The following is a 26,272-nucleotide window of genomic DNA, read 5'->3' as shown; positions in this document are numbered from 1 at the left end:
CTATGTAATAAAACAAATATTTTTCTTAATAAAATTAATTAAAATTTAACATTTTATTCATCAAAATGCTATAGAGAAACAAAATTAAATAATATTTTCAACAATAAAGTTAATCAATTATAATCCAAATAATTACAAGTAAAACAATAATAAACAAAGAATAAACAAACTAATTAATAAAGAATACATCTAACCAAAATATCCCCAAAAACGTTGTAATTCTCTAACGTATTCGTAATTATTTTAACAAATAATTAGGTAAATTAAGATAATTTTAAGATTTTTGAAATAATTTAATTCAAACAAATTTATAATGAAAACAAAGTTTAATGGAATTTTGACGCTTTTATTTGCGTTACTAGTGCAATTAACTTTCGCACAAGAAAAAACGATTTCAGGTACTGTGACTGACGATAGCGGTCCTCTTCCTGGAGTTAATGTTATTATTAAAGGTACCTCAAATGGTACTCAAACCGACTTTGACGGTAAGTATAGCCTTAAAGCAAATGCAGGTGATGTATTTGTATTTAGTTATGTTGGTATGGAAACAGTTGAAAAAACTGTTGGAGCTTCAAACACAATTAATGCAATTCTTAAAGGTACTAATGTACTAGAAGAAGTTGTTGTTGTTGGGTACGGAACAAAAGCCAAAAGAGCAACTACTGGTTCAATTACTACACTTAAATCTGAAGTTATAGAAGAGTCACCTGCAGCTAACTTTGCTGAATCTTTACAAGGTAAAGCAACAGGTTTACAATCTGTAAGTGCTTCTGGACAACCTGGATCTAATAGTGCAGTTAGAATTAGAGGTACTGCATCTATTAATGGTTTAACAGAACCATTATATATAGTAGATGGTATTCCTATCACTGCAAACGCAAATACTGATTTAGGATCAGGAGGATTAGATAGTGGAAATAGAGACCCATTATCAAACATTAACCCTTCAGACATTGAAAGTGTTACTATATTAAAAGATGCATCTTCTACTTCTATTTATGGTTCTAGAGCTGCAAATGGGGTAATTATGATTACAACAAAACGTGGTAAATCAGGAAAAGCTAAATTTAACTTTACTTCTCAAGTTGGTATTTCTGCTAGATCAGTAGATAAGCTTGAAATGTTAAATACTCAAGAATTTTTAGAATTACATAGAGAAGCTGATATTAACGCTGGTAAAGAGCCTGCTCTTGCTCTATTAGATTGGCCAGATTCTGATGTTGATACAGATTGGAGTGAATATGCTTATAGAGACTGGCAAGCAGTTACTAAAAGACATAATTTATCTGTAAATGGAGGATCTGATAATTTTAATTATTTTGCATCTGTAGGTCACTTAGCACAAGAAGGTATTGCTGTAAATTCAGGAATCGAAAGGTTAAATGCTACATTAAATATAAATGCTACTACATCTGAAACGACTAGAGTTGGAATGAATTTTAGTTATAGTAGAACAGATCAAGCTACATCTTTAGCTGAATCTGCTTATTTTGCTAGTCCAGTTACAGCAACATATTTATTTAGACCTACTTCTTATCCTTATAACGAAGATGGAACACCAAATCAGGTAAACCCTGTTACTGGAGGTACTTCTTTTATTCAAGATTTATACTACGATGACGAAGGTTCAATTACTGATAGAATTATTGGTGGTGTTAATTTTGCTTGGGATTTCTACCCAGATTTTACTTTCCAAACAAAATTTGGTATGGATAAATCATTCTTTAATTATAAATCTTATGGTAGTTCTGCCAATTCTTCAAACCCATCTGGAGGTAGCGCAACAAGAGTATACCAAGAAGCATACAACTGGACTTTAACTAATACTGTTAGATGGAATAAGGATTTAAATGAAAGTCACCACTTAGACTTATTATTAGGTCAAGAAATTAATAAAGAAGGTGAAGACGGATTTTGGGTAGACACTGAAGATTTTCCTAATGGAATTTTACAAAATGTTGGGTCTGCAGCAACTGTTACAGGACACTCAAGTAATACAGAAGATTCAAGTATACAATCTTACTTCTTTAATGCAAACTATGATTACAACAAAACATATCACTTAAACGGAACTTTCCGTAGAGATGCATCATCAAGATTTGGTCCAGATAACAAATGGGGTAACTTCTGGTCTGTAGGTGGTAACTGGGTAATTTCTAACGAAGAATTTATGAGTTCAGCTGATTGGGTAGATGTATTAAAACTAAAATCTAGCTATGGTGTTCAAGGAAATTTACCAAGTGATAGATATGCTTGGCAAGGAGTATATTTAAATGACACATATAATGAAGCTCCTGCTTCTTACCCATCGTCTACAAAACAAAATTTAGATTTAAAATGGGAAGAACAACATATGTTTAATGTTGGTTTAGAATTTGGATTATTTAATAAATTATCTGGTGAAATTACTTATTTCAACAGAAAAACTGAAGATTTAATTTTCTTCTTTGATTTAGAACCATCAAATGGTTTTACAGGTTTCTGGTCTAATAATGGAGATTTTAAAAACTCAGGATTTGAAATTGAATTATCTTACAACGTTCTTAAAAATGACAATTTGAATTGGAATATTGGAGGTAATATTACATTTATTGAGAATGAAGTAACTAGATTAGTTGAAGGTAATCAAGGTCCTGATAGCTTTTATAACAGAGAAGTTGGTGATGATTGGAATACATTCTTCTTAGAAGAATGGGCTGGAGTTGATGTTGCTACTGGTAATGCTATGTGGTATGATGCAAATGGTAATATTACTTTTGATTACAATTCAGCTGCAAGACAAAAAGTTGGTAAAGCAACTCCTGACTTTTTTGGAGCTGTAAACACAGACCTTACATATAAAAACTGGTTTTTTAATGCTAATGTAGCATTCCAGTCTGGTAATGATATCTATAACAATACATCAAGAATTACTAATTCTGATGGTGCTTTTTCTGGATTTAATCAATCAAGAGAACAATTAGATCGTTGGCAACAACCAGGAGATGTAAGTGCAAATCCTAAACGAATTACGGGTAACCCTACTAGTAGTAACCAAAGATCTACAAGATGGTTAGAAGACGGTTCATATATTAGGTTAAAAGAGCTTAAATTTGGTTATAATTTACCTAAGTCTGTATTAGACAACTCTTTCTTAACAAATGGAAAAGTATATGTTCAAGGTAGTAACTTATTAACTTTCACAGATTTTAACGGAGACCCTGAACAAGCTTTAAATGGTCAACATTGGTTTGTATATCCAAATTCTAAAACACTTTCATTAGGATTAAATTTATCATTCTAATTAATAACAATTTAAGATTATGAAAATAAAAAATATAAAATATATTATTGGACTATTCAGCATAATGGTTTCAATAATAGCATGTAATGATATTGAACTAGACCCAGTTCAACAAGATGCTGTAGACTCTAATTCTGCGATACAAGATTTAACATCAGCCACTGCTGCTGTAGATGGGATGTATGATTTACTATATAGAGTAGATTATTACGGTAGAGAATTAATGGTTATTCCTGAAGTGAGTGCGGATAACATACTAGTTAGCCCATCAAATTCTGGTAGATTTATTAGTAATTATACATATGCAATAACTACAACTAATGGAGATGTTGAAGGTCTTTGGACTAATATGTATAAAAATATTAATGCTGCAAATGCAATAATGTTTTTTGCTCCAAATGTAACTAGTTTAACTACAGAGCAATTAAATGAAATTTTAGGACATGCTTATGCAATAAGAGGTATGGCGCATTTTGATTTGGTAAAAACATATGCTTTTCCATACACAACAACAGATGCTTCTGTAGCACCTGGAGCTAATGGTACTGGAGGGCATTTAGGTGTTCCTTTATTAAGTACGTATGGACAAGAAGAAGATGCGGCAAGAGCAACTGTAGCAGAAGTATATGCTATGATAATTAGTGATTTAACAAAAGCAAGTAGTTTATTACCTACTTCTGCTTATTCTGCTTCATCTAAATTTAATTCAACAGCTGCTAAAGCTTTATTATCTAGAGTTTATTTATACAAAGGAGATTATCCAAAAGCTTTTACAACTGCACAAAGTGTAATTGCAGACTCTCAATATAGCTTAACATCTAACGCTAACTATGCAAGTGATTGGGCTGGTTCTGTAAGTTCTTCTGAAGCAATATTACAATTACCTGCTTTCCAAAATGACCATAATGGTTTTGATGCTTTAGCTTCAATTTATGTTCCAGATGGAGATGATGGAAATAAAGGATATGGAGATTTAATTCCAACAACTGATATTTTAGCTCTTTACTCTGATAATGATGTAAGAAAAACTTGGTTTAGAGATATTGCTGATGTTACTTATAACTTTAAATTTCCTAATAGTTGGACTAATGATATTCCATTAATTAGAATTTCTGAAATGTATTTAACAGTTGCAGAAGCTGCTGCAAATGGAGCTGGTACAATTGAAGCTGGTCAAGATGCTTTAAATGAAATTATATTAAGAGCAGATCCTTCTGCTACTCCAACAACTTCTACAGGTCAACCATTTTTAGATGAAGTATTACTTGAAAGAAGAAAAGAGTTAGCTTTTGAAGGACATAGACTATACGATATTGTAAGAAACGAAAATGACATGGTAAGAACTGATTTAGCAACAGCTTCAACGCTAAGCGAATTAACTTACCCTGATTATAGAATGATTTTACCTATTCCTCAACTAGAAATAGATGTTAACGATAGTATTAACGAGAACAATACAGGTTACTAAAAACTAAAAAAATGAAAAATAATTTATTTAAAATACTAATCTTTTCGCTAACAATTGCCTTTATGGTAAGTTGTGAAGAAAGTGGTCAAAATGTATATACAGGAGATAGCTATATCTCTTTCGGATCTGAAACTTCAACTTCTACGCTAGAAAGTTCTACTGATATAGTTGAAATTACAGCTTATGCTTCTATTCCTAACTTAAGTGAAACAATTACTGTTGACTTTAATGTTCTATTAGATAATGCTACAGCTAGTAACTACGAGATTGTTGATGGAAAATCTAGCTTTACATTTGGACCAGGAAAATATACTGATTCAGTAAAAATTATGGCCATTGATAATTACGACGAAGATGGTGATAAAATGATAACTTTAGAATTATCAGGTTCTGGAGCCTATATTTTAGGTTTCCCTGGACCAGATGCTTTAGGAAAAACTTTTGAACTTACGTTACAAGATGATGATTGTGCATTTACTACTCAAGAATTAGGAAACGCTTCTTGGTCAGGTGTAGATAACGTACCATCTTCTCAAGCAGGACCAAACGAAAGTCAAATAGTTACTTCATTTGATGGTACTAATTTATTACTTGAAGGTATTGGCTATGCTTGGCTTACTGATACAGCATATTGGGAGGAAGTTATTGTAGACAGCTATCAAGTAATTGCTGAAGTTGACCCAATTACAGGTGTGGTTACAATTGCTTTACAAGATTTATGTACTACTACTTGGCTTGGTGATCCTCAAGCACCATACTCTGTGCAAGGTAGTGGTCAATATTTAGCTTGTTCTGAAACTCTTGTAATTGACTATGACTTAATACAAAATGGAGGGGTACTTAGATCATTTTCAGAAACTCTAACTAAAAACTAAATTACGATGAAAAACTTATTAAAATATATATTATTACCATCATTATTACTGGTGTTTATGACTGCCTGTAATACTGGTGAAGAAATTGACGTTAACTACACTCCAAAGGTGTATGCTAATGCTTCAAGCTTAGAAGTTACAATAACGGATGCAACAGATAATGCGTTCAATGTTAACTTTACAGCTGCTGAAGAAGGTGTAGTTTATTATGCTTTACAATTATCAGATGATTCTGCACCAGATGCTGAATCTATTATTAGAAGAGATTCAGGTAGTATGCTTAATGAAAAAGCTGATTTAACTGAAGCTGTTACATTTACTAGAGAAGTAACAGAAGCTATTTATGGTGCTTACGACTATACAGTTTATGCTGTTATGACAAGTGTAGATGGTGTTCCAGGAAATGTAGTTATGGCTAATGTTGTGACTCCTGATACTATGGATCCAGAATTTTTACGTGATGCATCTAGTCCTGCATTTGAAACTGGTGATAACAATCCTTTTGGTGATGTTTCTTTAATGTTTTCTGAACCTGTATTTTACCAAGGTGGAGATATTACTTTTACTGGTTACTTTACAGGAAGAACAATTGTTGTTAATGATCCTGCAGCTTTAACTATGGGTGCTTTATCACAAACTATTACTGAACATGGTACTTTTGCTCAAGATGATTTTATGATTGTTAGCTGGGATGAAGGTACATTTAAAGATAATTCTGGAAAAAGTGTTGCTGCTTTAACAGGTTTCAATTATTACTTTAAAACAAGACTATTTACTTTAGCTGAGCAAGCATACTTAATGCAGGGTAACTATAACTATGAAACTGTATTTTGGGGTGCTTTAGAAGGATTCTACAACGGATTATATACTAACCCTGCTTTAGACTTCCCTGAATCTACAGGTGAAATTGAATTAGTTTTGGATCCTGAAGATGCAGAAGGAACAACTTTATTAGGTTTTAACTTATTTAAAGGTTTTGCTTCTATTGGTGAACCAGAATTTTTAAAATTAAAAGTATCAACTGATGGCGAATTAGCTGAAATTGACAATCAAGCATCTGCTATTACTGCTGGTGAACCAACTGAATGGGGACACTGGAGTTTCTTTGGGACTATGTATCCAGGATTCTGGGACTTTGATGCAGGTACTATCGAACACTGGAATACTTTATACGGTGCAGATAGTGGTAGTGCTATTGATGATATTGATTATAACTATACAAGAATTGGAACTTGGGATAAGAAAAAATCAACTTCATTACAAGAGTTAAAAGCTAAAAGTGCTAAACGTAAACAAGATATCTTGAACGGAAAATCAAAAGAATATAAAAATGCTGTATTAGCTTACTAATACTTAAATTTATATTAAAAAATAAAAACCACCTCGTATGAGGTGGTTTTTTTATTTTGCATACATTTGCACAATGGAAACAAAAACATCTAAAATATTTGGTTTAAGATCCGTTATTGAAGCAATTAATTCTGGAGAAACTATTAGTAAAGTTTTTTTACAAAAAGATTTAACGGGTGCTATATCTAATGAGCTTAATGGCTTAATTGCCCAACATAATATTTCTAGAAGTTATGTTCCTATAGAAAAACTAAACAAACTTTCTAAAAACAATAACCATCAAGGTGTTGTTGCTGAAATTTCTCCTATCGAATTTGCGGATCTGGATGCTATTATTTCTACTAGTGTTGAGAAGGATAAAGCTCCTCTATTTCTACTTCTAGACGGAGTATCTGACGTTCGTAATTTTGGAGCTATAATTAGAACTGCAGAATGTGCTGGTGTAGACGCAATAGTAATATCTAAACACGGAAGTGCGCCTGTTAATGCAGATGCCATTAAAACCTCTGCCGGTGCCGCCTTTAAAATCCCTATTTGTAAAGTAGATCATATTAAAGATGCTTTATTTCAATTTCAGGCAGCTGAAATACAAACAGTTGCTGCAACTGAAAAAACTGACAACTTAATTTATACTATAGATCTGAAAATACCTACTGCTATTATTATGGGTTCAGAAGAACGTGGTGTAAACCCATCTGTACTAAAAATGGTTAATGCTAAAGCTAAACTACCTTTATTGGGAGAAATAGAATCGTTAAATGTTTCTGTTGCTTGTGGTGCTTTTTTATATGAAGCAACTAGACAACGATTATAGTTTTTTTCTTATTCTATTTCAAAACTTTCGTCTTCTTCTTTAGGAGGGTTAAAATTTCCGTTTTCATCAAAAAGATTGTCGAATTCTTCGTTTTCAGTGAATGTAAATACATCTGGCTTAGGGCTTTGCTTGCGATAAAATATTGCTAGAAATAATCCGGTAATAAAACCTGATAAATGGCCTTCCCAAGAAATTTTATCTTCTACGGGAAAAATATACCAGATCATACTACCATACATAAAAACTACTGCTAAGGAAAGTGCTACCAAGCGGTAATATTTACTAAATATTCCACTAAAAAAAATAAAGCTTACTAATAAATAAACTACTCCACTAGCCCCTATATGATAGGATGGCCGTGCAATTGCCCAAGTTAGTAACCCTGTAAATAGCGTACCAAATAATAATATTTTAATAGCTGTTTTTGAATAAAAGTAAAACAGCGACCAGAGCATTACAAATAATGGAACGGAATTATTAAACAAGTGTGAGGTATCGCCATGAATAAATGGAGAAAATAAAACACCTCGTAAACCAGTTATTGTTTTAGGGTATATACCATATTTATTAAAATTTATTTGAAAATAGTACTCAATCCAGTACACAAACCATATACTAAACACCATAAAAAACGGTATTAAAATAACATTGGTTTTATATTTAAATTGATTTTCTTCCACTTGATAAATATACTAAACAGTTTTTAGTTTTAGGTACTTAAATTTAAACGCTAAAAAAGTCGGGCAACTTATTTCAAAAGTCGAGCGACTTATTTTAAAAGTTGCCCGACTTTTTAATCTTATCGCTTAACTAATAAAAAAAATTGCTCACTATTAAAATTAATACAGTTAGAATATTTTAAAATTTGAATAGAATTACTTTTATTAAATACGTTAGGGATAGTAGCGGCATCCTTTTTTATTTTTAAAAAAGATATAGCGGATAGCCCGGCACAAATGTAATGCAGTGCAACGCCAAAAAACTTATTTTTATTAGTATTTTTACACTATGAATGAACCATTAGCGGAACGTATTAGACCTAAAAGTCTAGAAGACTATATAAGTCAGCAACATTTAGTTGGTAAAGAAGGCTCGTTAACTAAACAAATAAAACAAGGTTTAATACCTAGCTTAATACTTTGGGGACCTCCAGGTATAGGTAAAACCACCCTTGCAAATATAATTGCTAAGGATTCTGGTAGACCTTTTTATACTTTAAGCGCCATAAGTTCTGGCGTTAAAGATGTTAGAGATGTTATTACCAAAGCAAAACAAAGTGGAGGATTATTTACTACAAAAAACCCGATTTTGTTTATTGATGAAATTCATAGGTTTAGTAAATCTCAGCAAGACTCTTTATTAGGTGCTGTGGAAAAAGGTTGGGTTACTTTAATTGGAGCTACAACCGAGAATCCTAGTTTTGAAGTTATACCTGCCCTACTCTCTCGATGCCAAGTTTATATTTTAAATTCTTTTAGTAAAACTGATTTAGAATTACTACTAGAACGTGCACTTACTAAAGATGAATTTATTTCTAAAAAAAATATTGAAATTAAAGAAACGGAGGCTTTGCTAAGAATTTCTGGAGGTGATGCCAGAAAACTTTTAAATATTTTTGAATTATTGGTTAATAGCTCTGAGGAGCCTATTGAAATTACGAACGATTTAGTTTTAGCTAAAGTTCAAAAAAACATTGTACGCTATGATAAAACTGGCGAACAGCATTATGATATTATTTCTGCTTTTATAAAATCTATTAGAGGAAGTGACCCTAACGGAGCTGTTTATTGGTTGGCAAGAATGATTGAAGGTGGTGAGGATGCTAAATTTATTGCTAGAAGACTTTTAATACTTGCTAGTGAAGATATTGGCAATGCAAACCCAACGGCACTTATAATGGCTAATAATACGTTTCAGGCTGTAAATACTATTGGTTTTCCTGAGTCTAGAATTATATTAAGTCAGTGTGCAGTCTATTTAGCAACATCGGCCAAAAGCAATGCTAGTTATGAAGCCATTGGAAAAGCACAGGCTCTTGTTAGAGAAACTGGAGATTTATCGGTGCCGTTACATTTAAGAAATGCACCTACAAAACTAATGAAAGAATTAGATTACGGTAAAAATTATAAATATGCACATAGCTTTGAAAACAATTTTGCCGAACAAGAATTTTTACCTAATGAAATAACAAACACAAAATTTTTTGAGCCAGGACCAAATGCAAGAGAAAATGGAATGAGAGATTTTTTAAAAAACCGCTGGAAAGACAAGTACAATTATTAGGTACAAAAAAAAGCGCAAATTAAAATTTGCGCTTTTTTTTGTTATTAATATTTTTTGGCTTTAGTTTATTTTATTATAAACTTTTACCCCTTCTGTAGCATCTACCTTTAAATTTCCTTGCCTATCTATTTGTAATAATTGAGGCTGCTTATTTGTAACCCATTTAATAATATAAATGTTTGGTTTTGAAGTTTTGTAAATATCTGCAAAATTAAAGTTTTCATCGCCACCAATTACTTTGTAATTTCCATTAGAAGTTTTGGTTACAGCACTTGTACCCCATTGTCCAAAATTATACTTTCCTTCTAAAGTGCCAATAAGATTATTTTTTGGTAACGCTTTTATCTTCTTTTTATTTTTAATTGCTTTAATCTCATCTTTAGTTACTTTTTTTACTCTTGGCTCTCGCTTAATCTCGGTAATTTCTTTTGAAATTACTTGCTTTGGTTTTTTTATTTGTTTCGGTGCAATTACTTCATTAACCACCTTTTTTTCTATAGTATTTTGAGTTGGAACATAAGAATAATTTAACTCTTCAATATCTACAAATGCTCTTCTTGTAGATTCGTGGTAAGATTTTTTGAATTCTTTTTCTTTAGAAATACCTACTTTAGATTCAAAAACAACTTTATTATAACAATCTAACAATTGAACTTTAATTTTTGTACTAAACATTCCAGATTCTTCAACTAATTTACCAGTTAAAGCCATACAGTTATTATTTAACAATTCTTGCGGCTTTTCATCTGAAGATAAAAAAGCAACCATACCTGCTCTGTTAAATAAAAATTTTGTTAATGAATTTAATTGATATTGATCTTGAGATCTTAGAAAATCGAATTGATTTGGTACAATAATGTATTTATAATTGTTTACTGTTTTTTGTGCAAACAACGAACTTGAAATTAGCATTATACATAATGCTGCTATAATTTTACGCATATATTTAATTTAATATTTTATTTGGCATTAAACCAATTATGTAAATGTACTAATTTTTATTTCGAAAAACATAATTAATCCCAGCTTGTAAACTAACGCTTTTGGCATTATAAATATTGCTTAAATTTAATAAATTGTCTACTAAAAAATAAGAGTTTATTGAACCAAGTTTTGTAGATACACCAACTCCTAAGTTTTTAAATGAATATGAATCTACCGTATAAGTTACCTTACTTTGTAAATACCTATTAATTCTTCTTTCGTAAAATAACGTAGCTGCAACTTGACTATGTATGGTGCCAATAGTTGCATACAATTGCATACCTAATTTATTGGTATAAACATCTGGACCTGTTTGAAATCTACAATTGTCTAAGGCTGGTTTACCAAAAGCATAACTTAAAGAACTGTTTAACTTAACAGGCCGCATAGATATATAACTTTTATAAATTGTATCTAAAACAATACGCTCTTCAAAATCATCTTTTAAATCATCCCAATAATCCTCAGGGGCATCTTCATTAAAAAACAAATTAATTCCCTCTATATCATAATTCCCTTTTAACTTATACGATTCGGTTTCTTTGGAATTATTCATAAATCCAATATCTAAGGCACTTCCAGTAACAGTCCACTGTTTATTTATATGATGTGTAAAACCAAAATCTACTCCTAACCCTAAATTACCGCCTAACAATAATTTTTTAGTATAAAATGAAGATGATACATCATCATAATCATCCATAATTATTCCTGATGTTTGTAAATACCCATTTACAAAATCTAAATGATGACGATATATATTATTTGTTCCATAACTTGTATGAAATGTTCCTGATTTTATTTTTGCTCTTGCATTTGCAACTCCTGAGTATAATTTTGCTCTTGCACCTATAGTCCATTTATCATTTATTTTTTTTGAAATTCCTATATGAAAAACACCTAAAACCTCTGCTCTAGCAGCTAAATTTTCAAAAGAATAAACTCTACCAATTTCTTTATTACCATCATAAAAAAGTTCTATAGGATCTTTTGGCACTTTTAATAGCATATCTAACTCTTGATAATAACCAAAACTTAAATAACTGTTATCTCTTAGTTTAAAACCTCCACTAAGAATTTCTAATTGTTGATTTAAGTTTAAAACCTCGGTATTACCTAAACCATCTATTGCATTTCTAATTTTTGTGTTTATAGCTACGCCATCATCTTTAAATATGTCGTAAGCAGAAAAACCAGAAAATCCACCATTTAAATGCATACCTGATAGCAAAGGAACTCCAACATGAAATTTGTTTGAAACTTCGGCTCCTGGGTTTAAAAGTAAGGTTTGTGGTAATTCATCAAAACCATATAATAATTGTTTATTTTGAGCTGTGCTTAGAAAACATATAAGAAAACTCAACAGTGCAAGTTTTCTCATATTTCTCTAAAATTAAAAAATAGTTCAAGCGATGATTTAATAGATAATAATCCTGGTGTACCAGCATTTACAACATCTCCATTAGTAGCTGGTGGCATTATAAATATAAACCCAAATTGCTCTGCTTCATATAAAAAATGTAGATCTTCTTTTGGTATTTCTAAAATTGTAGTTTCAACTGAGTTTGGTAAAATTTGTATTACTGGCTCTAATGTATAAATTAGTTCACCTGCTGCATTAAACATTTGTAAACCAAAAATAAAATTTCTAGAAAATGAATTTTCAATGATTGCTGTTAATTCAATCTTTTCTAAATAATCTTGACTAGAATCGTCTACTTTTGTTTGAACAAAATCTGATGTATATTCAATTTCTTGGTTTAAATCATTTAAAAATTCTGGTGCCGTAAAACTTGTATTTACAAAGGTAAGTATATAAGATGTTTCAACACTTGCATCATCAATTTGATCAAAATCTACTTCTTTAGCACAACTTTGAAAAAGTAAAATACAAATTATTAAAACTAAAATTTTTGGGGTTTTCATTTTAATTTAGGGATTATTATTAATTAAGTTCTATTTTAAAAACTGTTTTATTTCAAATAAATTGTTTATTGATTTAATATTTTCTCCAACAGGATTTGAGTTAAAATTACAAAAAATTACATCAAATCCTACATTTTTAGCGCCCATTATATCTGCTTCCCAATTATCACCTATCATTATAGATTCGCTAGGTATTGCCTTTGCTTGTTCTAGCGCATAATTAAATATTTTAGGATTAGGTTTTTTTACACCAACAGCTTCTGATGTAATAATTTGATCGAAATAAATATTTATACCAGAATTTAATAATTTTTCATGTTGAACCTCATTAAAACCATTAGTAATAATATGCATTTGGTAATTTGGTTGTAAATACTCTAGTATTTCATGAGTTCCATCAAAAAGGTAATTGTTTTTAGGTAACTCTTCTATATATTCAATAGCCAACTTATTAATTAACTCTTTATTTACTTTGTAATTTATTTTTGCAAATGTATCATTTAGTCTACCAAATCTTAATTGTTCTTTTGTAACTCGCTCATCTCTATACAATTTCCAATATTTTTGATTGATACTCTTATAATATGTTAAGAATTTTGTAACACTCACAGAAAGGTTATTGTTTGTAAAAACAGTTTCAAAAGCTAAATCAGAATTTTTTTCAAAATCCCAAAGTGTATGATCTAAGTCAAAAAAAATGTGCTTAATTTTCATTCTTTAAATATATAAATTAAATCGAATAATTAAATTAAAAACACTTTTAATTAAAAGGTTTTAAAGATTACTACTTACCTTCTTTAACAAAATAGTAGATATAAAAAAACGCATGTTTAAACTTTTATAGTTTTACTTTTTAATTAATAACTATATTTGAAGTACCGAACTAAACTATCTTACTTTAACAATATACCTTTTAAACCTTTTGTTATACTACAATGAATTTTAGAAAAACTACCCTATCTATTTTTCAGAAACAAATTCTAATAATGTTTAAAGGTGCGCTAATTGCACAAATTATTGGGTTTTTAGGTACTCTAGTATTAGCAAAACTATATGGAGAATCTGCTTATGGTATTTTTGGTGTTTTTATAAGTTTTTCGGGATTTTTTTCAATTCTAAATACTTTTCAACTAGAGCAATGTTTAGTTATCACTAATCATAAAGGTGAAAGAAAAAACTTATTTAATTCTCTATTTCTAATTACCCTAATTTCTTCTTTAATAGTTGCTTTTTTTGTTTTTGTTATTTCATTTTTTTTTCAAAATCAAACGGATAAATTTTTTATTATATTATTATCTATTTTATTTTCAATAGCTTCATCATTTAATAAAATTCATGAATATTATTTAACATTTAAAGAAAATTTTAAAAAAATATCAGAAATAAAAGTTCTAACAATCGCATTTAACCTTGCCCTACAACTAATTCTATTTCAACAATTTAAATTAAAAGGATTAGTTTATGGAAACTTAATTTCTATCATATTAATTTCTATTTATTACTTTACTATTAATAAACCCTCGTTTAGTTCAATTAACTCTTCCTTGTTAAAAAAAACATTAATAAACAATAAAACAATTGTAGTTCATGTATTGCCTGCTACATTAATTAGTTCTGTTGCTATTAATATATTACCTATATTAATTACTCTTTATTTTGGACTTGAAGTTTACGGAGTTTATTTTTTAAGTTGGAAAATTCTTTCAACTCCTTTCTTTCTAATAAATTCATCTGTTGCTCAAGTTTATTATAAAAAAGCCAACAATTTGTTAACTAAAAATAGTTCTGAACTTTTTGAAACTACCAAAAAAATAGTCTACTCCAATATAGGTTTAATGCTGTTTTTTTTAATTTTAATTAATACTATAGGAATTTATTTTTTAGAGCTTTTTTTAAATAAAAGTTGGGAGAATTTAAAAACTTACACATTAATTTTATCCTTTTTAATTTTAGCTAAATCAGCTTTTATACCAATTAGTGATATAATTATTGTTCTTAAAAAGAATCACATGCATTTAATCTTTAATTGTTACTTATTTATAATTAACTTTTTTGGATTTTATATAGGGCACCTTTATAACTCAATTAATATATCGCTTATTTTAATAACCTTTTTTGGTTGTATCGGTTATTTAAGTTTACTTTTTTATTCTTTAAAAGAAATAAAGAAAGTTGCTTGTAAATAAAGGATATGTTTCTTTTAAGCTACCAAAACTTTTATAAAATTTTGCAACTCCATCTACCATAGAACCTTCAAAATCAAAAATTAAATTTGTATTCTGATTTTGTTCTATTAAATGAGTAATAACCAATGTTGGCAATCCATTTAACTTCCCTTTTTCAGATGAAACTGGTAGTAGGTAGATTATTCGATCATTAGAAATAAAATATAATAGAATACTCTCTAACTTACCTTTGTACCTAATTCCAATTAACCGACTTTGTTTTAATTCCAATAATTTTTTCAATTTTATTGTTTTGTGGTCACTTGGTGGAAATTTGGAATATTCAGAATAAAAATTCAAAAAATCAATTACAGATAGGTGTTCATCTACAATTACTTTATCATTTTTAGCTTTTTTTAATGCTCTTTTTCTATTAGAGTTAAACCCTGCTAAAATTTCAACATAGCTTTTATTTAAAGGTAAAATATAATTTATTTTTTCTGAAGAATTTTTAGAGTTAAACTTATTATTAGAATTAAATTGAATTGTAAGCTTTTTAAACTTCTTTGGAATAGCTCTTCTAAATTTCTGAATTAGCTCTTCAGAAACTGCACTACATGAAAAAAGACCTAATTGTTGGGTCCAAATAGGTAAATACACGTACTTTATAAAATATTTACTTCGCCAAGGTAATGGCATTACAGCTTCATAATCATTCAACACCAATACATCCCAATTGTCTGCAACAGAATTTAAATACCAACTGTAAGCATAAACTCTATTATTAATTGCATTAGAGATACAGTTATCATACTTTTCGAAATCTATTTCCGAGTATTTATAATACTTAATCATGCTAATCCTTTATCATTTCAGCATAAACATTACTCCAACCTCTCCAATTACCAGTTTCACTTAACACTTCATTATGCATTAAAGAAATAAATGTACCATCTACTTTTTTAACTTCTTCTTTTAATTCTAATATTTTATTCAAACTTTTTTTAGTGTCAAGTTTTAAATGAACATTTAAAGTAGTGTCCATAAAAGCAAACGGATAAATTTTTAAAGGTGTTTGAATCTCAAAATCTAAATCGTAAAAATAAAAAGGAGTACAAGTACTTGCTCTAAAACCAATATTATTAGCATAACCCATTGAATGATCTTCTTCAATATCCAAATCAATTAAATTATGAAAGGTTTCTGGAATTGTAAATCTCAAATAATGTTGACGAGAAAATAATACCGGAGTATTGGTTATATTTTCCAATCTAGATTTCTCCTTTTTCAACATTTCATCATTTTTTAATGTAAAGTAAGATGGATGTAATCCTATTTTTACATAATCGCCTAACGATTTTATTAACGATATAAACTTGCTATTAGTTGAAGATATGTTTTTATCAAATGTAGTATAATCACCTATTAATATAAAAATTAAAGTTTCTACATTTTTATTTTTTTTGAAATCTAAAATTTTTTGATAAGTATCATATGGATCCTTCTGAAAATTTAAAATTGTTCTAAACCGAGCCCAAATATTTAAAAAACGTAAGTTTGCAATGTCTTTTATTAAACCTCCAAAATTTCGAACCAAACCTTTATGCTTAAAAGCAAAAGCATTATCTATATCAAAAGTTGATATTAATTTAAATTCTCTTTTAGTGTATTTGTAATTTGGAAATTTTTCTTTCAACAAATTTAAAAACTTATAAGCCCATATATCTACAACTGGCTTTTCTAAAAAATTGTTTTTAAATGCAATACTTTCAGTTGCTGGAAACCTTTCATGCTTATCTTGTACGTGAGGTAAATACTCTTCGTACCTACTTATTAAATAAAATCCAGCAGCAAAAATATCAAAAGGTATTGTTGAAGTTTCTCCAGTAGAAAAAAAACAAGGCACATCATCCCATTTACTCACATTAATATCAATATCATTTATACCTTGCTCAAAAAGTAAATCATTACTCCTAATAAAAAACTCAGTTCCTAAAGGGTTTTTAGCATAGGTTATTTTTGGCCCATTATGCGCTACAAATTCTTCTACCTTAGTAGTAAAACTAACAGGTATGTTTAATATTCTAACAAAATAATGTTTGAATATAAAATTTAATCTAGGGGTAATTTTATTGGTAAAAACCAGAAGCATATTAACATTTTTTATAGCAAACTTTCATCTGCAAAGCTAAAGTAAGCATTTTCAGTAATAATTACATGGTCTAGAACTTTAATGTCTATGGTTTCTCCTGCCAAACTAATTTTTTTAGTAATATTTTTATCAGCATTACTTGGTTGTAGTTTTCCTGATGGATGATTATGACATAAAATAATAGCAGTTGCAGAAACTTCAATAGCTTTTTTAAATACCAATCTAACATCTACTAATGTACCTGTTAAACCACCTTTACTAGATTGCTCTTTATAAATAACCTTATTTGAATTATTTAAATAAATAATCCAAAACTCTTCATGTTGTAATTCACCTAAAATTGGTTGCATTATTTCAAAAACTGCTTTACTACTTGTTATTTTTGGCACAATTAAGGCTTCTTCAAGTCTTCTTCGTCTACCTAATTCTAAAGCAGTAATTATTGAAATAGCTTTAGCTTCTCCAATACCTTTAAATTTTTGAAGATCTATTAAAGTTAATTTACTAAGTTTATTTAAATTATTATCTACAGAAATTAAAATTCGTTTTGCTAAGTCTACAGCAGTTTCAGTTCTATTTCCAGAACCTATTAAAATTGCAATAAGTTCCGAATCCGATAAAGCACTTTTTCCTTTCCTCATTAATTTTTCTCTTGGTCTATCATCTTCAGCCCAAGATTTTATTGAAAATTGATTTTCTTTTTCCATAACTTTTTGTCAAATATAGAGTAAAAAGCCACTTTAAAAAACTAGATTATAACTGAATTCATACAATTTTTAACTAAAATTAACTTTTTCAACAGCATACTAAGTAAATAACCACATACCACAACACTTACAACATAAAAAATATAATATCAACTACTTATATACTATTGATTTACTAAAATCATCCAAATGTTACTTTTATTAGGACGATTGTTTCCCTTAATATGTTAAATAAAGTTAAAATTTGTAGCATCTAAACTTAAAACAATAATAATATGAAATTCAATTTACTTGTTAATTGGAAACTCAAAACATTTTTATTAGCAATAATGCTAGTATTTGGTTTTAGTACAATGCAAGCGCAAACGGTTACCGTTAAAGGTACAGTTACTGGTGAAGATCAACCTCTACCAGGTGTTAGTGTTCTTGTTAAAGGAACTTCCAATGGTACAGTTACCGATTTTGATGGTAACTACGAAATTAAAGCAAAATCAACAGATGTGCTATTATTTAGCTATATTGGTTTTGCTGCCAGAGAAATTAAAATTAACGGAAAAACAACGTTAAATGTTGTATTAAAAACTGATGTAGCTGCTCTAGACGAAGTAGTTGTAATTGGTTATGGTACTCAAAGAAAGAAAGAAGTTACAGGTGCTGTTGTTAAAGTTGAAGCTGATGAATTAGCAAAAACAGCAACATCAGATGTTGGTTCTGCATTACAAGGTCAAGTTGCCGGGGTAAGTGTAGTAGCAAGTTCAGGTGAACCTGGAGCTGAAGCGAATATTTTAATTCGTGGTGTATCTTCTGTTTACGGTTCTAACAAACCATTATACGTAGTTGATGGAATTCCTTTTGAGGATGACCCTAAATTAAGTGTAAATGAAATTGAAAGTATTGATGTATTAAAAGATGCCGCTTCTGCTGCAATTTATGGTACGCGTGGTTCTGCCGGGGTAATTTTAATTACTACTAAAAAAGGTAAAGAAGGTTCATTAAAAGTAAGTGCAAACGGATATTATGGTGTTCAAAACATTACTTCTAGCACTTATTTATTAAATAGAGAAGATAAAATATACCTTCACTTTTTAATGGCTGCTAATGATTCTTCTCCAACTTATTATGGTAACACATGGCACAGTGCTGAGCAAAACCCAACACAATTAACAAATGACACTAATTTGATGAACTACATCTTAAATGATGGTGCTCCAGTTGAAAACTACAACTTAATGTTATCAGGTGGTAAAGCAGGTTTAACATACAGTGTTGCAGGTAACTTCTTCAAACAAGAAGGTACGGTATTAAACTCAAATTATGAGAGATTTAATGTAAGAGCAAACACTAGAATGAAAAAAGATAACTGGACTATTGATTCTGGTATTTCATTTAGAGTTGAAGACAGAAAATATGCTCCTTGGGGAATTTTAAGAGACGCTTATAGATACTCTGCATTACAAACTGATTTATCAGAAAGCTTAGAAGATATTGCTGATGCTGGTAATGGTGCAACTGATAGTGCTTTTAATAACCTTTCTAACGTAGGACGAAAATTAATTCAAAATGATACTGGTACTGGACATTTCTTTGATGGTAGAATAAGTATTGCATATGAAGTAAATCCAAACTTAAGGTTAACAACTCGTGCATCTGCAGGTTGGACTGATGGAGGAAGAATTACTATCAATCCAGAATTTGTTGCGTATGACTGGGAAGGAGATCCTATTCCAACAGAGCAATCTAAAATATACAACCAAAGTACAACTAGTGAAAAGTATTCTTGGGAGAACATTATAAACTGGAAAAAATCATTTGGAGATCATAATGTGAATTTAACGGGTGTTTATTCTGCAGAAAAATATAGTTATTCTTCTTTCTACGGAGCAAAGTTTGATATCTTTAATAATGATATTACAACATTAAATGGTGCTACTGGTGATGCTCAAGCTGGTTCTGGAACTGGACAATGGGGACAAGACAGAGTTAATACTTTAATTGGTATGTTAGCTCGTTTACAGTACAACTATAAAGGAAAATACTTATTAAGTGCAAGTGTTCGTCGTGATGGATCTTCTAGATTTGGAGATGGAAATAAATGGGGTAACTTCCCTTCATTCTCTGCAGGTTGGAATGTTAGTGACGAACCTTTCTGGGAGCCTATTAAAAATGTAGTTTCTTCATTTAAATTAAGAGGTAGTTATGGTACTACAGGTAACCAAGGTATTGAAGATTATTTTTATTCTTCTACAATTGTTTTAGAACATGATTATGTTTTTGGAGCAGAAGGAAATCAAACTTATAATTTAGGGGCTACTCAAATTGATTATGCAAATGAGTTAGTAAAGTGGGAAACATCAATCTCTCAAAACGTTGGTTTTGATTTAAGCTTATTAAATAACAGCTTAACAATATCTGGAGATTTATATAGTACTGAAAAAGAAGATATGTTATTTTCTGTATTCCTACCTCCATCAACTGGTGTAGGACTTGGAAATAATTCCGATATCGTATTGAATGTTGGAAATATGGAAAATAAAGGTATGGAATTAGCTGTTAACTATAAAGATAGAAAAGGAAAAGTTAAATGGAATGCTGGTTTAAACTTCTCTAAAAACACAAATGAAGTTACTAAAATGAGTGGTACTAACGATATTATTTATTTTGATAGTGAAATATCAGGACATAATAATGATCAAGATGATGTATCAGTTTTAGCTGAAGGTTACGGTGTTGGTTCTTTCTTCTTAATTAAAACAGACGGTGTTATTCAAACTCAAGAAGAATTAGACTCTTATTTAGCTGAATACCCAACTAGTGGTGCTGCTTTAGGTGATTTAAGATTACTAGACGCATTAACTGAAGATACTGATGGTGATGGTGTTGCTGATGCTGGTGATGGTGTTATTGACATTAATGATAGACAATATATGGGTAGTGGTACTCCAGAATGGGAATTAGGTTTCAATGCATCTGTACGTTACAGTAATTTTGACTTATCAGCACAAGTATTTGGTGCTTTTGGAGGAAAAATTATGAATGGTAGTAAAGCATATGCTTACCAGTATGGAAATCACCAAGATTTTGCATACCAATGGTCTCCACAAAATCCAACATCTGAAATTCCAGTATTTAGAGGTATCGCTACACATAACAACGTGAGAGGTAGAAATGATTACTATATGGAAGATGGAGATTACGTAAGATTAAGAAACATAACATTAGGGTACAGTTTACCTAAAAAAGTTTTAGAAAAATTAAGCTTATCTAAACTTAGATTATATGTTGCTGGACAAAACTTAATCACGATAACAGATTATACTGGGTATGACCCTGAGGTTGGTAATAACGGATTTAGTACTAGAGGTATTGACAAAGGAACTTACCCTGTTACATCTCAAGTTAGAGCTGGTGTTCAATTGGAATTTTAATCTAAAATGCTTATATTATGAAAATTAGATATAAAAATTCAGAAAAATATTTAAATATGAAAAACTTATTAATAGGAAAATTTACATTGTTCTTGCTACTAGCATTAACAGTGATGAGTTGCTCGGAAGATTTTTTAGAAGAAACCAATCCGAATGAACTTTCAACAGATAGCTTCTGGACAAATGTTACAGATTTAAATCTTGGATTAGTTGCTACCTATAAAGCGTTTAGCAATTCTAATAACTTTAGCATTGTTGATGAACTTGCAAGAACTGACTTAGCTTGGAGTAGTGGTTATCAAAGACCATTTAATACCAACGAGTATTATTTACAAACTTTTAACGAGGCTAGTTCTACCCCATCAAAAAAATGGGCGCAATTATATACAACTATTTTCTATGCCAATCAGGTTATAGATGCTTACGAACGATTAACAGGTTCACTAAGCCCTAATAATGAAGAAGAAGCTTTAGAAATTTATGCTCAGGCTAAATTTTTAAGAGCATATATGTATTTTATTTTAAATACAAGTTTCAATAACGGAGATGTAATTATAATGGATGGTATTCCAGTTGAAGAATCAGAATTTTATAATAATGTTTCTTCTTCTGAAGACGTAAAAGCTTACTACCGTGCAGATTTAGAATTTGCAATGGCTAATCTTCCTGCAACTTGGGAAGCTACTGAAAAAGGTAGAGCTACTTCTGGAGCGGCTGAAGCTATTTTAGGACAATCTTATTTATATGATAACAACTTTGAAGTTGCTGCTGGTTACTTTGAAAATGTAATTAACAACTACGGATATTCACTAACACCTAACATAGGTAGTAACTTTACTACTATGGATGAACTAAATGAAGAATCTATTTTAGAAGTTGTACGTTCTACAGATTTTAATAGTGATTTAAATCAATGGGACTGGAGAGATACTGGTGCTACATCAATTCAAAAAAGATTAACACCGATCGGTGGTTGGTGGGGAGCTGTTGCAGCTAACTGGTTAATTCAAGAATATAGAAATGACGCAATTGATTATTCAGATCCAAGAAATGAAGTCTACGATGAAGATGGTAATTTTGAAAGATACCGTGATTTTAGCTTACGTACTTCTTACTCTGTTGCCATTGTAGATGATAGAGATTTAGAATACTACGGACACGTTAATCCTGCAGAAGCAGCAAACTTTAATGTATTAATGACATGTTTTTGGAGAAAACACACTAACTGGGATCTAGGATTTGAAAGTGAAGAAGCACTTTCTCCAGGTAAAGTAAGAAGTGGTGTAAATGATAGATTACTTCGTTTAGCTGAGATATACTTACAATATGCTGAGTGTAAAATTGAAATGGGAGATGTTGATGAAGCTTTATTATATATAAATAAAGTTCGTAGACGTTCTGCATTACAATTATTAGGACCTGTAGGTTCTGGTGAGTATCCTTTAAATGACCATGATAACCTTACATATGATGCTTCAAGTTTAATGGAACATTTACGTTACAAAGAATATCCTTTAGAATTATCTTGTGAAGGAAATGGTAATGGTAGAAGTATTGACTTAAGAAGATGGGGTGTTAAAAAACAACGTTTTCAAGAGTTATCTGAAAGAAGATATGATGCAACACATTATACATTTACTGATTCAGAAGGTGTAAATAAAACAAAATGGAGTTCTATTTTTGTAGAAGTTGATCCAAGTAGTCCTGATGCTGACCCTAATGTTACTGAATTTGAAAGTGCAGCATTAAACTACCAAGAAAGTGAACATGCTTATTGGAAAATACCAACTAGTGAGTTAATTACAAACCCTTCTGTAGGCGGTGGAGATGAGTAATCTAGGTGATTAGATTTATTTATTAAAAAGTAAATTAAATAAAATTTTAAAAAATGAAAAACAAATTTTTATTAATATTAGCAATAGTTGGGATCTTTGTAGGATGTGATGATAACGACTATGATGAACCTAATACATTCTCTGATGTTGGTTTCTATTCCAGCACAGCTCAGCAAGATGAAATGCTACTGAATATATATGATTATATAACTTTTGTAGACGTATCTCAAGGAGAAGTTGAACATACTTGGTCAATTGGAGAAGGTAACTTCTTTTTAGATGGACCAATTGCAAGTAGAGACTCTGTATTTACTCAAATTTATCCAGGTCAAACAATTGTGCAAGATAAAACTATCCACGTACAATTCAATAAATCTGGTAATCAAGAGGTTAGACTTCGCAATCTATTTAAAGACTCTGTTGCTTTTAGAGGAAATTCATATGATTTAGGTGATTATATTTTACCGTCTGTTAAAGAAGGTGATTATTGGGTAATAGATACAACTTTTGTTGTAAAAGTTTATGATACAATTATAGCAGATATTGAAGTTAGACAGTTCGGTGATGTTATTGACCATACAAGTTTAGATACTGTATATGTTGAAGCTGGAGATGTTGTTCAATTTATTGACAAAACAACTATTGGTGAACCAACTGGTAGATATTGGTCTGTTCGTAAAACATTAGCTGAAGGAGCTGTTGCTTCTGATGATGATGTAGTTGCTTCAAGTGGTAACCAAACAGCAGATTTAGTATTTAAAAAACTAGGAAACTTTACTGCAAGAATTACTGCAAACAGATCAGGGCAAAATATTCCTGCAGATTCTGACACATATATTATACCTGCACCGTTTAAAGTAGTTCCTTCATCGAAACCTTTCGTACTTACTGGTACTATCAAAGAATTAGAAAATGAAACAATACAAGTGCCATTCAATGGTGAGTTTGCTTCTTTCCTAAATAAGGAAGCTTTCTTTAAAGTTATTTTAGATGATAATGGTACACCAACAGAATTGGCAATTGAATCAGTAACAATTAACAGTACTGATAGTACTATATTAGATATTGTATTAGCTGAACCTATTTATCGACCAGATGTATTAACAGTAACGTTATTAGAAGGTAGTGGAATTGAATCTACTGATACACGTACACCTGTTTCTTTTGCAGATGAGCCTGTAATTATGCACGATGTTAACCTATTAAACGATGAACTATTCGGATTTGAAGATGGCGGTGGATCTTGGTGGGCAAAACATTGGAGTGCAAATGGTACTGTTGAATTTACAACCGAAATGGCATATGAAGGTGACTATAGTATAAAACTAGGATTAGTTCCAGGACAAAAAGAGGCTGCGATTAGCACTCCTACTTCAGGAACGTACCAATTCCCTGAAATCAAAAATATAACAGGAGAAAAGTTTGTTGTTAGTTGGGAAATGTATATTACTCCAGATTCTGATACTGCAGGAAAAGCTATGGGATTATTTAGATTCCCTTCTTGGGCTCAAACTTGGGTAAGCTTAGCTAATAAACCTAAAGGAGAGTGGGTAACCGTTACTGGTGAATATAGTGCATCTAATGTAACAGGATTGTATTTAAGAATATTAGATAACAATTTAAATACTAATGTGACAGTTTATTATGACAACTTTAAACTTCAAGAAAAAGAAGAAAGACCTTAATCAGTAAATTGAGTTTATTTAAAAGCCCAATTGGAATATTCCAATTGGGCTTTTTTTAAAATAAAAAATTCTTAAACCATTAAAAACATAATTGTACTACTTTTTAAACCAATCGTTTATAAAAAAATAACTGTTTGTGAGTAATATTGTTTAACATTTAAAAATAATATTATGATGAAAAAATTACTTTTACTTATTACATTTTTTGCTACAAGTATAACTTTTGGGCAAACTTTAACAAATGCTGTTGTACCTGCTACAGCCGAACTTGGTGAAACAATAACTATTTCCTTTGATTTTACTACTGATGGGGTTAAAGAAGCTAACAAAGCTTATATAACATTGTATCAAGGAACTCCAGGTGTAACAGACCCAGCACCAGCTTGGACCTATGGGAAACAACCTTTAATTGAACCGAATGCTACCTCAGGTACTGTTACAGTAACAAATTTTACAATACCTACCACTGTAGATGACACTTTAGACTGGTTTATTCGTGTAACTTATACACATTCAGATGGTTCTTGGTTTGGCACTCCTTTCGAACAAGTTATTGACCTAACTCCTGCACCTGTTGCAGACAGTATCGCTTTTGATCCTGCAAACCCAAGTTATTCTGCTGATACATCTTTAACAATTAACTTTATTTATACTTCCGATACTGAAATTCCTGCTGGAGGAATTAGAATAACATATTGGACTACTATTGATGTACCTTCTTTCTGTGATCAATGGAGAGGAACTGCGGTAACCTCAGAAACACTTCCAGCTGGAGAAAACTTGTCTGGATCAATAACAATTGGTAATTTTAATTCAGCCATTACTAATGAAGGAACTACTGGTGGGACTATAATGACAACTGATGAAATTAACGCTAATCAGGTAAATAGTGGTGAAGCAGACTACCCTGGCGCTGGATCTATTCATTATTGGCAATTTAGAATACTTGATGCAGATACTAGTGATGATTATTCTATAACTCAAATTTTAACACCCGCAGTTATTACAGCAAATACAGCCTCTGTAGAAGACGAAGCGTTAAGCCACATTAAAGTTTACCCAAATCCAACTGCAGATAAAATTTACATTTCAGATTTAACTAATATTAATACTATTACAGTTTCTAACATTTTAGGAAAACAAGTATTAAGTGTAAAAGCTCAAAAATCTATTGATATTTCAAATCTTTCAAAAGGTGTCTATTTTTTACAAACAGATAATGGTTTAAGACGTAAAATTATCAAAAACTAAGTTTATTTTGATTTAAGGATAGTAAATAGCTATGCTATTTATTAGATAAAAGCCTAAAACACAAGTTTT

At 30.4% G+C, this 26,272-nt stretch carries 19 protein-coding genes; 11 read left to right on the top strand and 8 right to left on the bottom strand.

The features are described from left to right. The first annotated feature begins 313 nt into the window (after nucleotides 1-313). From BLU40_RS08285 to rlmB, 5 genes are all read left to right on the top strand, one after another. The gene (locus tag BLU40_RS08285) at nucleotides 314-3,283 is read left to right on the top strand and encodes a SusC/RagA family TonB-linked outer membrane protein (protein WP_090122247.1); all 2,970 of its coding nucleotides are present in this window, start codon (nucleotides 314-316) and stop codon (nucleotides 3,281-3,283) included. Nucleotides 3,284-3,302: 19 nt separating this feature from the next. Further along, nucleotides 3,303-4,751 carry a RagB/SusD family nutrient uptake outer membrane protein gene (locus tag BLU40_RS08280; RefSeq protein ID WP_090122246.1) on the top strand — a complete coding sequence of 483 codons (1,449 nt, stop codon included), beginning with the start codon at nucleotides 3,303-3,305 and terminating at the stop codon, nucleotides 4,749-4,751. An 11-nt stretch (nucleotides 4,752-4,762) separates the two neighbouring features. Continuing rightward, on the top strand, nucleotides 4,763-5,626 hold the full coding sequence (locus BLU40_RS08275) for a hypothetical protein (protein ID WP_139170935.1): 864 nt from the start codon (nucleotides 4,763-4,765) through the stop codon (nucleotides 5,624-5,626). Between the two features lie 6 nt (nucleotides 5,627-5,632). Continuing rightward, complete coding sequence (locus BLU40_RS08270) at nucleotides 5,633-6,976, top strand: hypothetical protein (protein ID WP_090122241.1); 1,344 nt, start codon at nucleotides 5,633-5,635, stop codon at nucleotides 6,974-6,976. Between the two features lie 73 nt (nucleotides 6,977-7,049). Next, on the top strand, nucleotides 7,050-7,790 hold the full coding sequence (gene rlmB, locus BLU40_RS08265; RefSeq protein ID WP_090122239.1) for a 23S rRNA (guanosine(2251)-2'-O)-methyltransferase RlmB: 741 nt from the start codon (nucleotides 7,050-7,052) through the stop codon (nucleotides 7,788-7,790). An 8-nt stretch (nucleotides 7,791-7,798) separates the two neighbouring features. On the opposite strand, the gene BLU40_RS08260 is transcribed toward rlmB, so the two are convergent. Next, entirely contained in the window at nucleotides 7,799-8,416 is a 618-nt protein-coding gene (locus BLU40_RS08260) for a rhomboid family intramembrane serine protease (RefSeq protein WP_090122711.1), read from the bottom strand. A 382-nt stretch (nucleotides 8,417-8,798) separates the two neighbouring features. Between BLU40_RS08260 and BLU40_RS08255 the strand changes: the two genes are divergently transcribed. After that, nucleotides 8,799-10,073 (top strand): replication-associated recombination protein A, encoded by a 1,275-nt coding sequence (locus tag BLU40_RS08255; RefSeq protein ID WP_090122237.1) that lies wholly within the window; start codon nucleotides 8,799-8,801, stop codon nucleotides 10,071-10,073. A 60-nt stretch (nucleotides 10,074-10,133) separates the two neighbouring features. Here BLU40_RS08255 and BLU40_RS08250 read toward each other — a convergent pair whose 3' ends face one another. From BLU40_RS08250 to BLU40_RS08235, 4 genes are read right to left on the bottom strand one after another with little or no spacing between them, the layout of a single operon-like run. Beyond that, nucleotides 10,134-11,015, bottom strand: a complete 882-nt coding sequence (locus tag BLU40_RS08250) for a hypothetical protein (protein WP_090122235.1) — start codon at nucleotides 11,013-11,015, stop codon at nucleotides 10,134-10,136. A gap of 49 nt (nucleotides 11,016-11,064) precedes the next feature. Beyond that, nucleotides 11,065-12,438, bottom strand: a complete 1,374-nt coding sequence (locus BLU40_RS08245) for a DUF5723 family protein (RefSeq protein ID WP_090122232.1) — start codon at nucleotides 12,436-12,438, stop codon at nucleotides 11,065-11,067. Beyond that, nucleotides 12,435-12,983 (bottom strand): hypothetical protein, encoded by a 549-nt coding sequence (locus BLU40_RS08240; RefSeq protein WP_090122230.1) that lies wholly within the window; start codon nucleotides 12,981-12,983, stop codon nucleotides 12,435-12,437. The genes BLU40_RS08245 and BLU40_RS08240 overlap by 4 nt, the downstream gene beginning before the upstream one ends. 30 nt (nucleotides 12,984-13,013) lie before the next feature. Continuing rightward, complete coding sequence (locus BLU40_RS08235) at nucleotides 13,014-13,697, bottom strand: YjjG family noncanonical pyrimidine nucleotidase (protein WP_090122226.1); 684 nt, start codon at nucleotides 13,695-13,697, stop codon at nucleotides 13,014-13,016. 221 nt (nucleotides 13,698-13,918) lie between these two features. On the opposite strand from BLU40_RS08235, the gene BLU40_RS08230 reads away from it, so the two are divergent. Continuing rightward, nucleotides 13,919-15,169, top strand: coding sequence for a lipopolysaccharide biosynthesis protein (locus BLU40_RS08230; protein ID WP_090122221.1), 1,251 nt, complete (start codon nucleotides 13,919-13,921; stop codon nucleotides 15,167-15,169). On the opposite strand, the gene BLU40_RS08225 is transcribed toward BLU40_RS08230, so the two are convergent. The 3 genes from BLU40_RS08225 to radC are packed head-to-tail and all read right to left on the bottom strand — an operon-like array spanning nucleotide 15,137 to nucleotide 18,007. Further along, nucleotides 15,137-16,003, bottom strand: a complete 867-nt coding sequence (locus tag BLU40_RS08225; protein ID WP_090122218.1) for a hypothetical protein — start codon at nucleotides 16,001-16,003, stop codon at nucleotides 15,137-15,139. The genes BLU40_RS08230 and BLU40_RS08225 overlap by 33 nt on opposite strands. Before the next feature lies 1 nt (nucleotide 16,004). Beyond that, nucleotides 16,005-17,300: a polysaccharide deacetylase family protein gene (locus tag BLU40_RS08220; protein WP_090122215.1), complete on the bottom strand. Its 1,296-nt coding sequence runs from the start codon at nucleotides 17,298-17,300 to the stop codon at nucleotides 16,005-16,007. Between the two features lie 11 nt (nucleotides 17,301-17,311). Next, the gene (gene radC / locus BLU40_RS08215) at nucleotides 17,312-18,007 is read right to left on the bottom strand and encodes a RadC family protein (RefSeq protein WP_090122212.1); all 696 of its coding nucleotides are present in this window, start codon (nucleotides 18,005-18,007) and stop codon (nucleotides 17,312-17,314) included. A gap of 275 nt (nucleotides 18,008-18,282) precedes the next feature. Here radC and BLU40_RS08210 point away from each other — a divergent pair, with 275 nt between their 5' ends. The 4 genes from BLU40_RS08210 to BLU40_RS08195 all read left to right on the top strand — a co-directional run bounded on the left by BLU40_RS08210 (nucleotide 18,283) and on the right by BLU40_RS08195 (nucleotide 26,203). After that, complete coding sequence (locus tag BLU40_RS08210) at nucleotides 18,283-21,432, top strand: SusC/RagA family TonB-linked outer membrane protein (RefSeq protein ID WP_090122208.1); 3,150 nt, start codon at nucleotides 18,283-18,285, stop codon at nucleotides 21,430-21,432. A 17-nt stretch (nucleotides 21,433-21,449) separates the two neighbouring features. Then, nucleotides 21,450-23,267, top strand: coding sequence for a RagB/SusD family nutrient uptake outer membrane protein (locus BLU40_RS08205; RefSeq protein ID WP_090122204.1), 1,818 nt, complete (start codon nucleotides 21,450-21,452; stop codon nucleotides 23,265-23,267). A 53-nt stretch (nucleotides 23,268-23,320) separates the two neighbouring features. Continuing rightward, nucleotides 23,321-24,952 carry a hypothetical protein gene (locus BLU40_RS08200; RefSeq protein ID WP_090122201.1) on the top strand — a complete coding sequence of 544 codons (1,632 nt, stop codon included), beginning with the start codon at nucleotides 23,321-23,323 and terminating at the stop codon, nucleotides 24,950-24,952. 171 nt (nucleotides 24,953-25,123) lie between these two features. Further along, nucleotides 25,124-26,203 carry a T9SS type A sorting domain-containing protein gene (locus tag BLU40_RS08195; protein WP_090122198.1) on the top strand — a complete coding sequence of 360 codons (1,080 nt, stop codon included), beginning with the start codon at nucleotides 25,124-25,126 and terminating at the stop codon, nucleotides 26,201-26,203. The last annotated feature ends 69 nt before the right edge of the window (nucleotides 26,204-26,272 follow it).

Origin of the sequence: Lutibacter oricola, assembly GCF_900106565.1 — a bacterium.
GTDB lineage: Bacteria > Bacteroidota > Bacteroidia > Flavobacteriales > Flavobacteriaceae > Lutibacter > Lutibacter oricola.
The sequence above is the reverse complement of the archived record's forward strand: the minus strand, read 5'-3'. Positions and strand labels throughout refer to the sequence as shown.

Bases quoted from the DNA above. Each gene is read 5' to 3' on its own strand.
- BLU40_RS08280 (WP_090122246.1), top strand. From the start codon at position 3,303: ATGAAAATAAAAAATATAAAATATATTATTGGACTATTCAGCATAATG.
- BLU40_RS08205 (WP_090122204.1), top strand. From the start codon at position 21,450: ATGAAAATTAGATATAAAAATTCAGAAAAATATTTAAATATGAAAAAC.
- BLU40_RS08245 (WP_090122232.1), bottom strand. From the start codon at position 12,438: ATGAGAAAACTTGCACTGTTGAGTTTTCTTATATGTTTTCTAAGCACA.
- BLU40_RS08260 (WP_090122711.1), bottom strand. From the start codon at position 8,416: ATGGTGTTTAGTATATGGTTTGTGTACTGGATTGAGTACTATTTTCAA.
- BLU40_RS08200 (WP_090122201.1), top strand. From the start codon at position 23,321: ATGAAAAACAAATTTTTATTAATATTAGCAATAGTTGGGATCTTTGTA.
- BLU40_RS08250 (WP_090122235.1), bottom strand. From the start codon at position 11,015: ATGCGTAAAATTATAGCAGCATTATGTATAATGCTAATTTCAAGTTCG.
- BLU40_RS08285 (WP_090122247.1), top strand. From the start codon at position 314: ATGAAAACAAAGTTTAATGGAATTTTGACGCTTTTATTTGCGTTACTA.
- BLU40_RS08255 (WP_090122237.1), top strand. From the start codon at position 8,799: ATGAATGAACCATTAGCGGAACGTATTAGACCTAAAAGTCTAGAAGAC.
- BLU40_RS08270 (WP_090122241.1), top strand. From the start codon at position 5,633: ATGAAAAACTTATTAAAATATATATTATTACCATCATTATTACTGGTG.
- BLU40_RS08240 (WP_090122230.1), bottom strand. From the start codon at position 12,983: ATGAAAACCCCAAAAATTTTAGTTTTAATAATTTGTATTTTACTTTTT.
- BLU40_RS08275 (WP_139170935.1), top strand. From the start codon at position 4,763: ATGAAAAATAATTTATTTAAAATACTAATCTTTTCGCTAACAATTGCC.
- BLU40_RS08195 (WP_090122198.1), top strand. From the start codon at position 25,124: ATGATGAAAAAATTACTTTTACTTATTACATTTTTTGCTACAAGTATA.
- rlmB (WP_090122239.1), top strand. From the start codon at position 7,050: ATGGAAACAAAAACATCTAAAATATTTGGTTTAAGATCCGTTATTGAA.
- BLU40_RS08210 (WP_090122208.1), top strand. From the start codon at position 18,283: ATGAAATTCAATTTACTTGTTAATTGGAAACTCAAAACATTTTTATTA.
- BLU40_RS08235 (WP_090122226.1), bottom strand. From the start codon at position 13,697: ATGAAAATTAAGCACATTTTTTTTGACTTAGATCATACACTTTGGGAT.
- BLU40_RS08220 (WP_090122215.1), bottom strand. From the start codon at position 17,300: ATGCTTCTGGTTTTTACCAATAAAATTACCCCTAGATTAAATTTTATA.
- radC (WP_090122212.1), bottom strand. From the start codon at position 18,007: ATGGAAAAAGAAAATCAATTTTCAATAAAATCTTGGGCTGAAGATGAT.
- BLU40_RS08230 (WP_090122221.1), top strand. From the start codon at position 13,919: ATGAATTTTAGAAAAACTACCCTATCTATTTTTCAGAAACAAATTCTA.
- BLU40_RS08225 (WP_090122218.1), bottom strand. From the start codon at position 16,003: ATGATTAAGTATTATAAATACTCGGAAATAGATTTCGAAAAGTATGAT.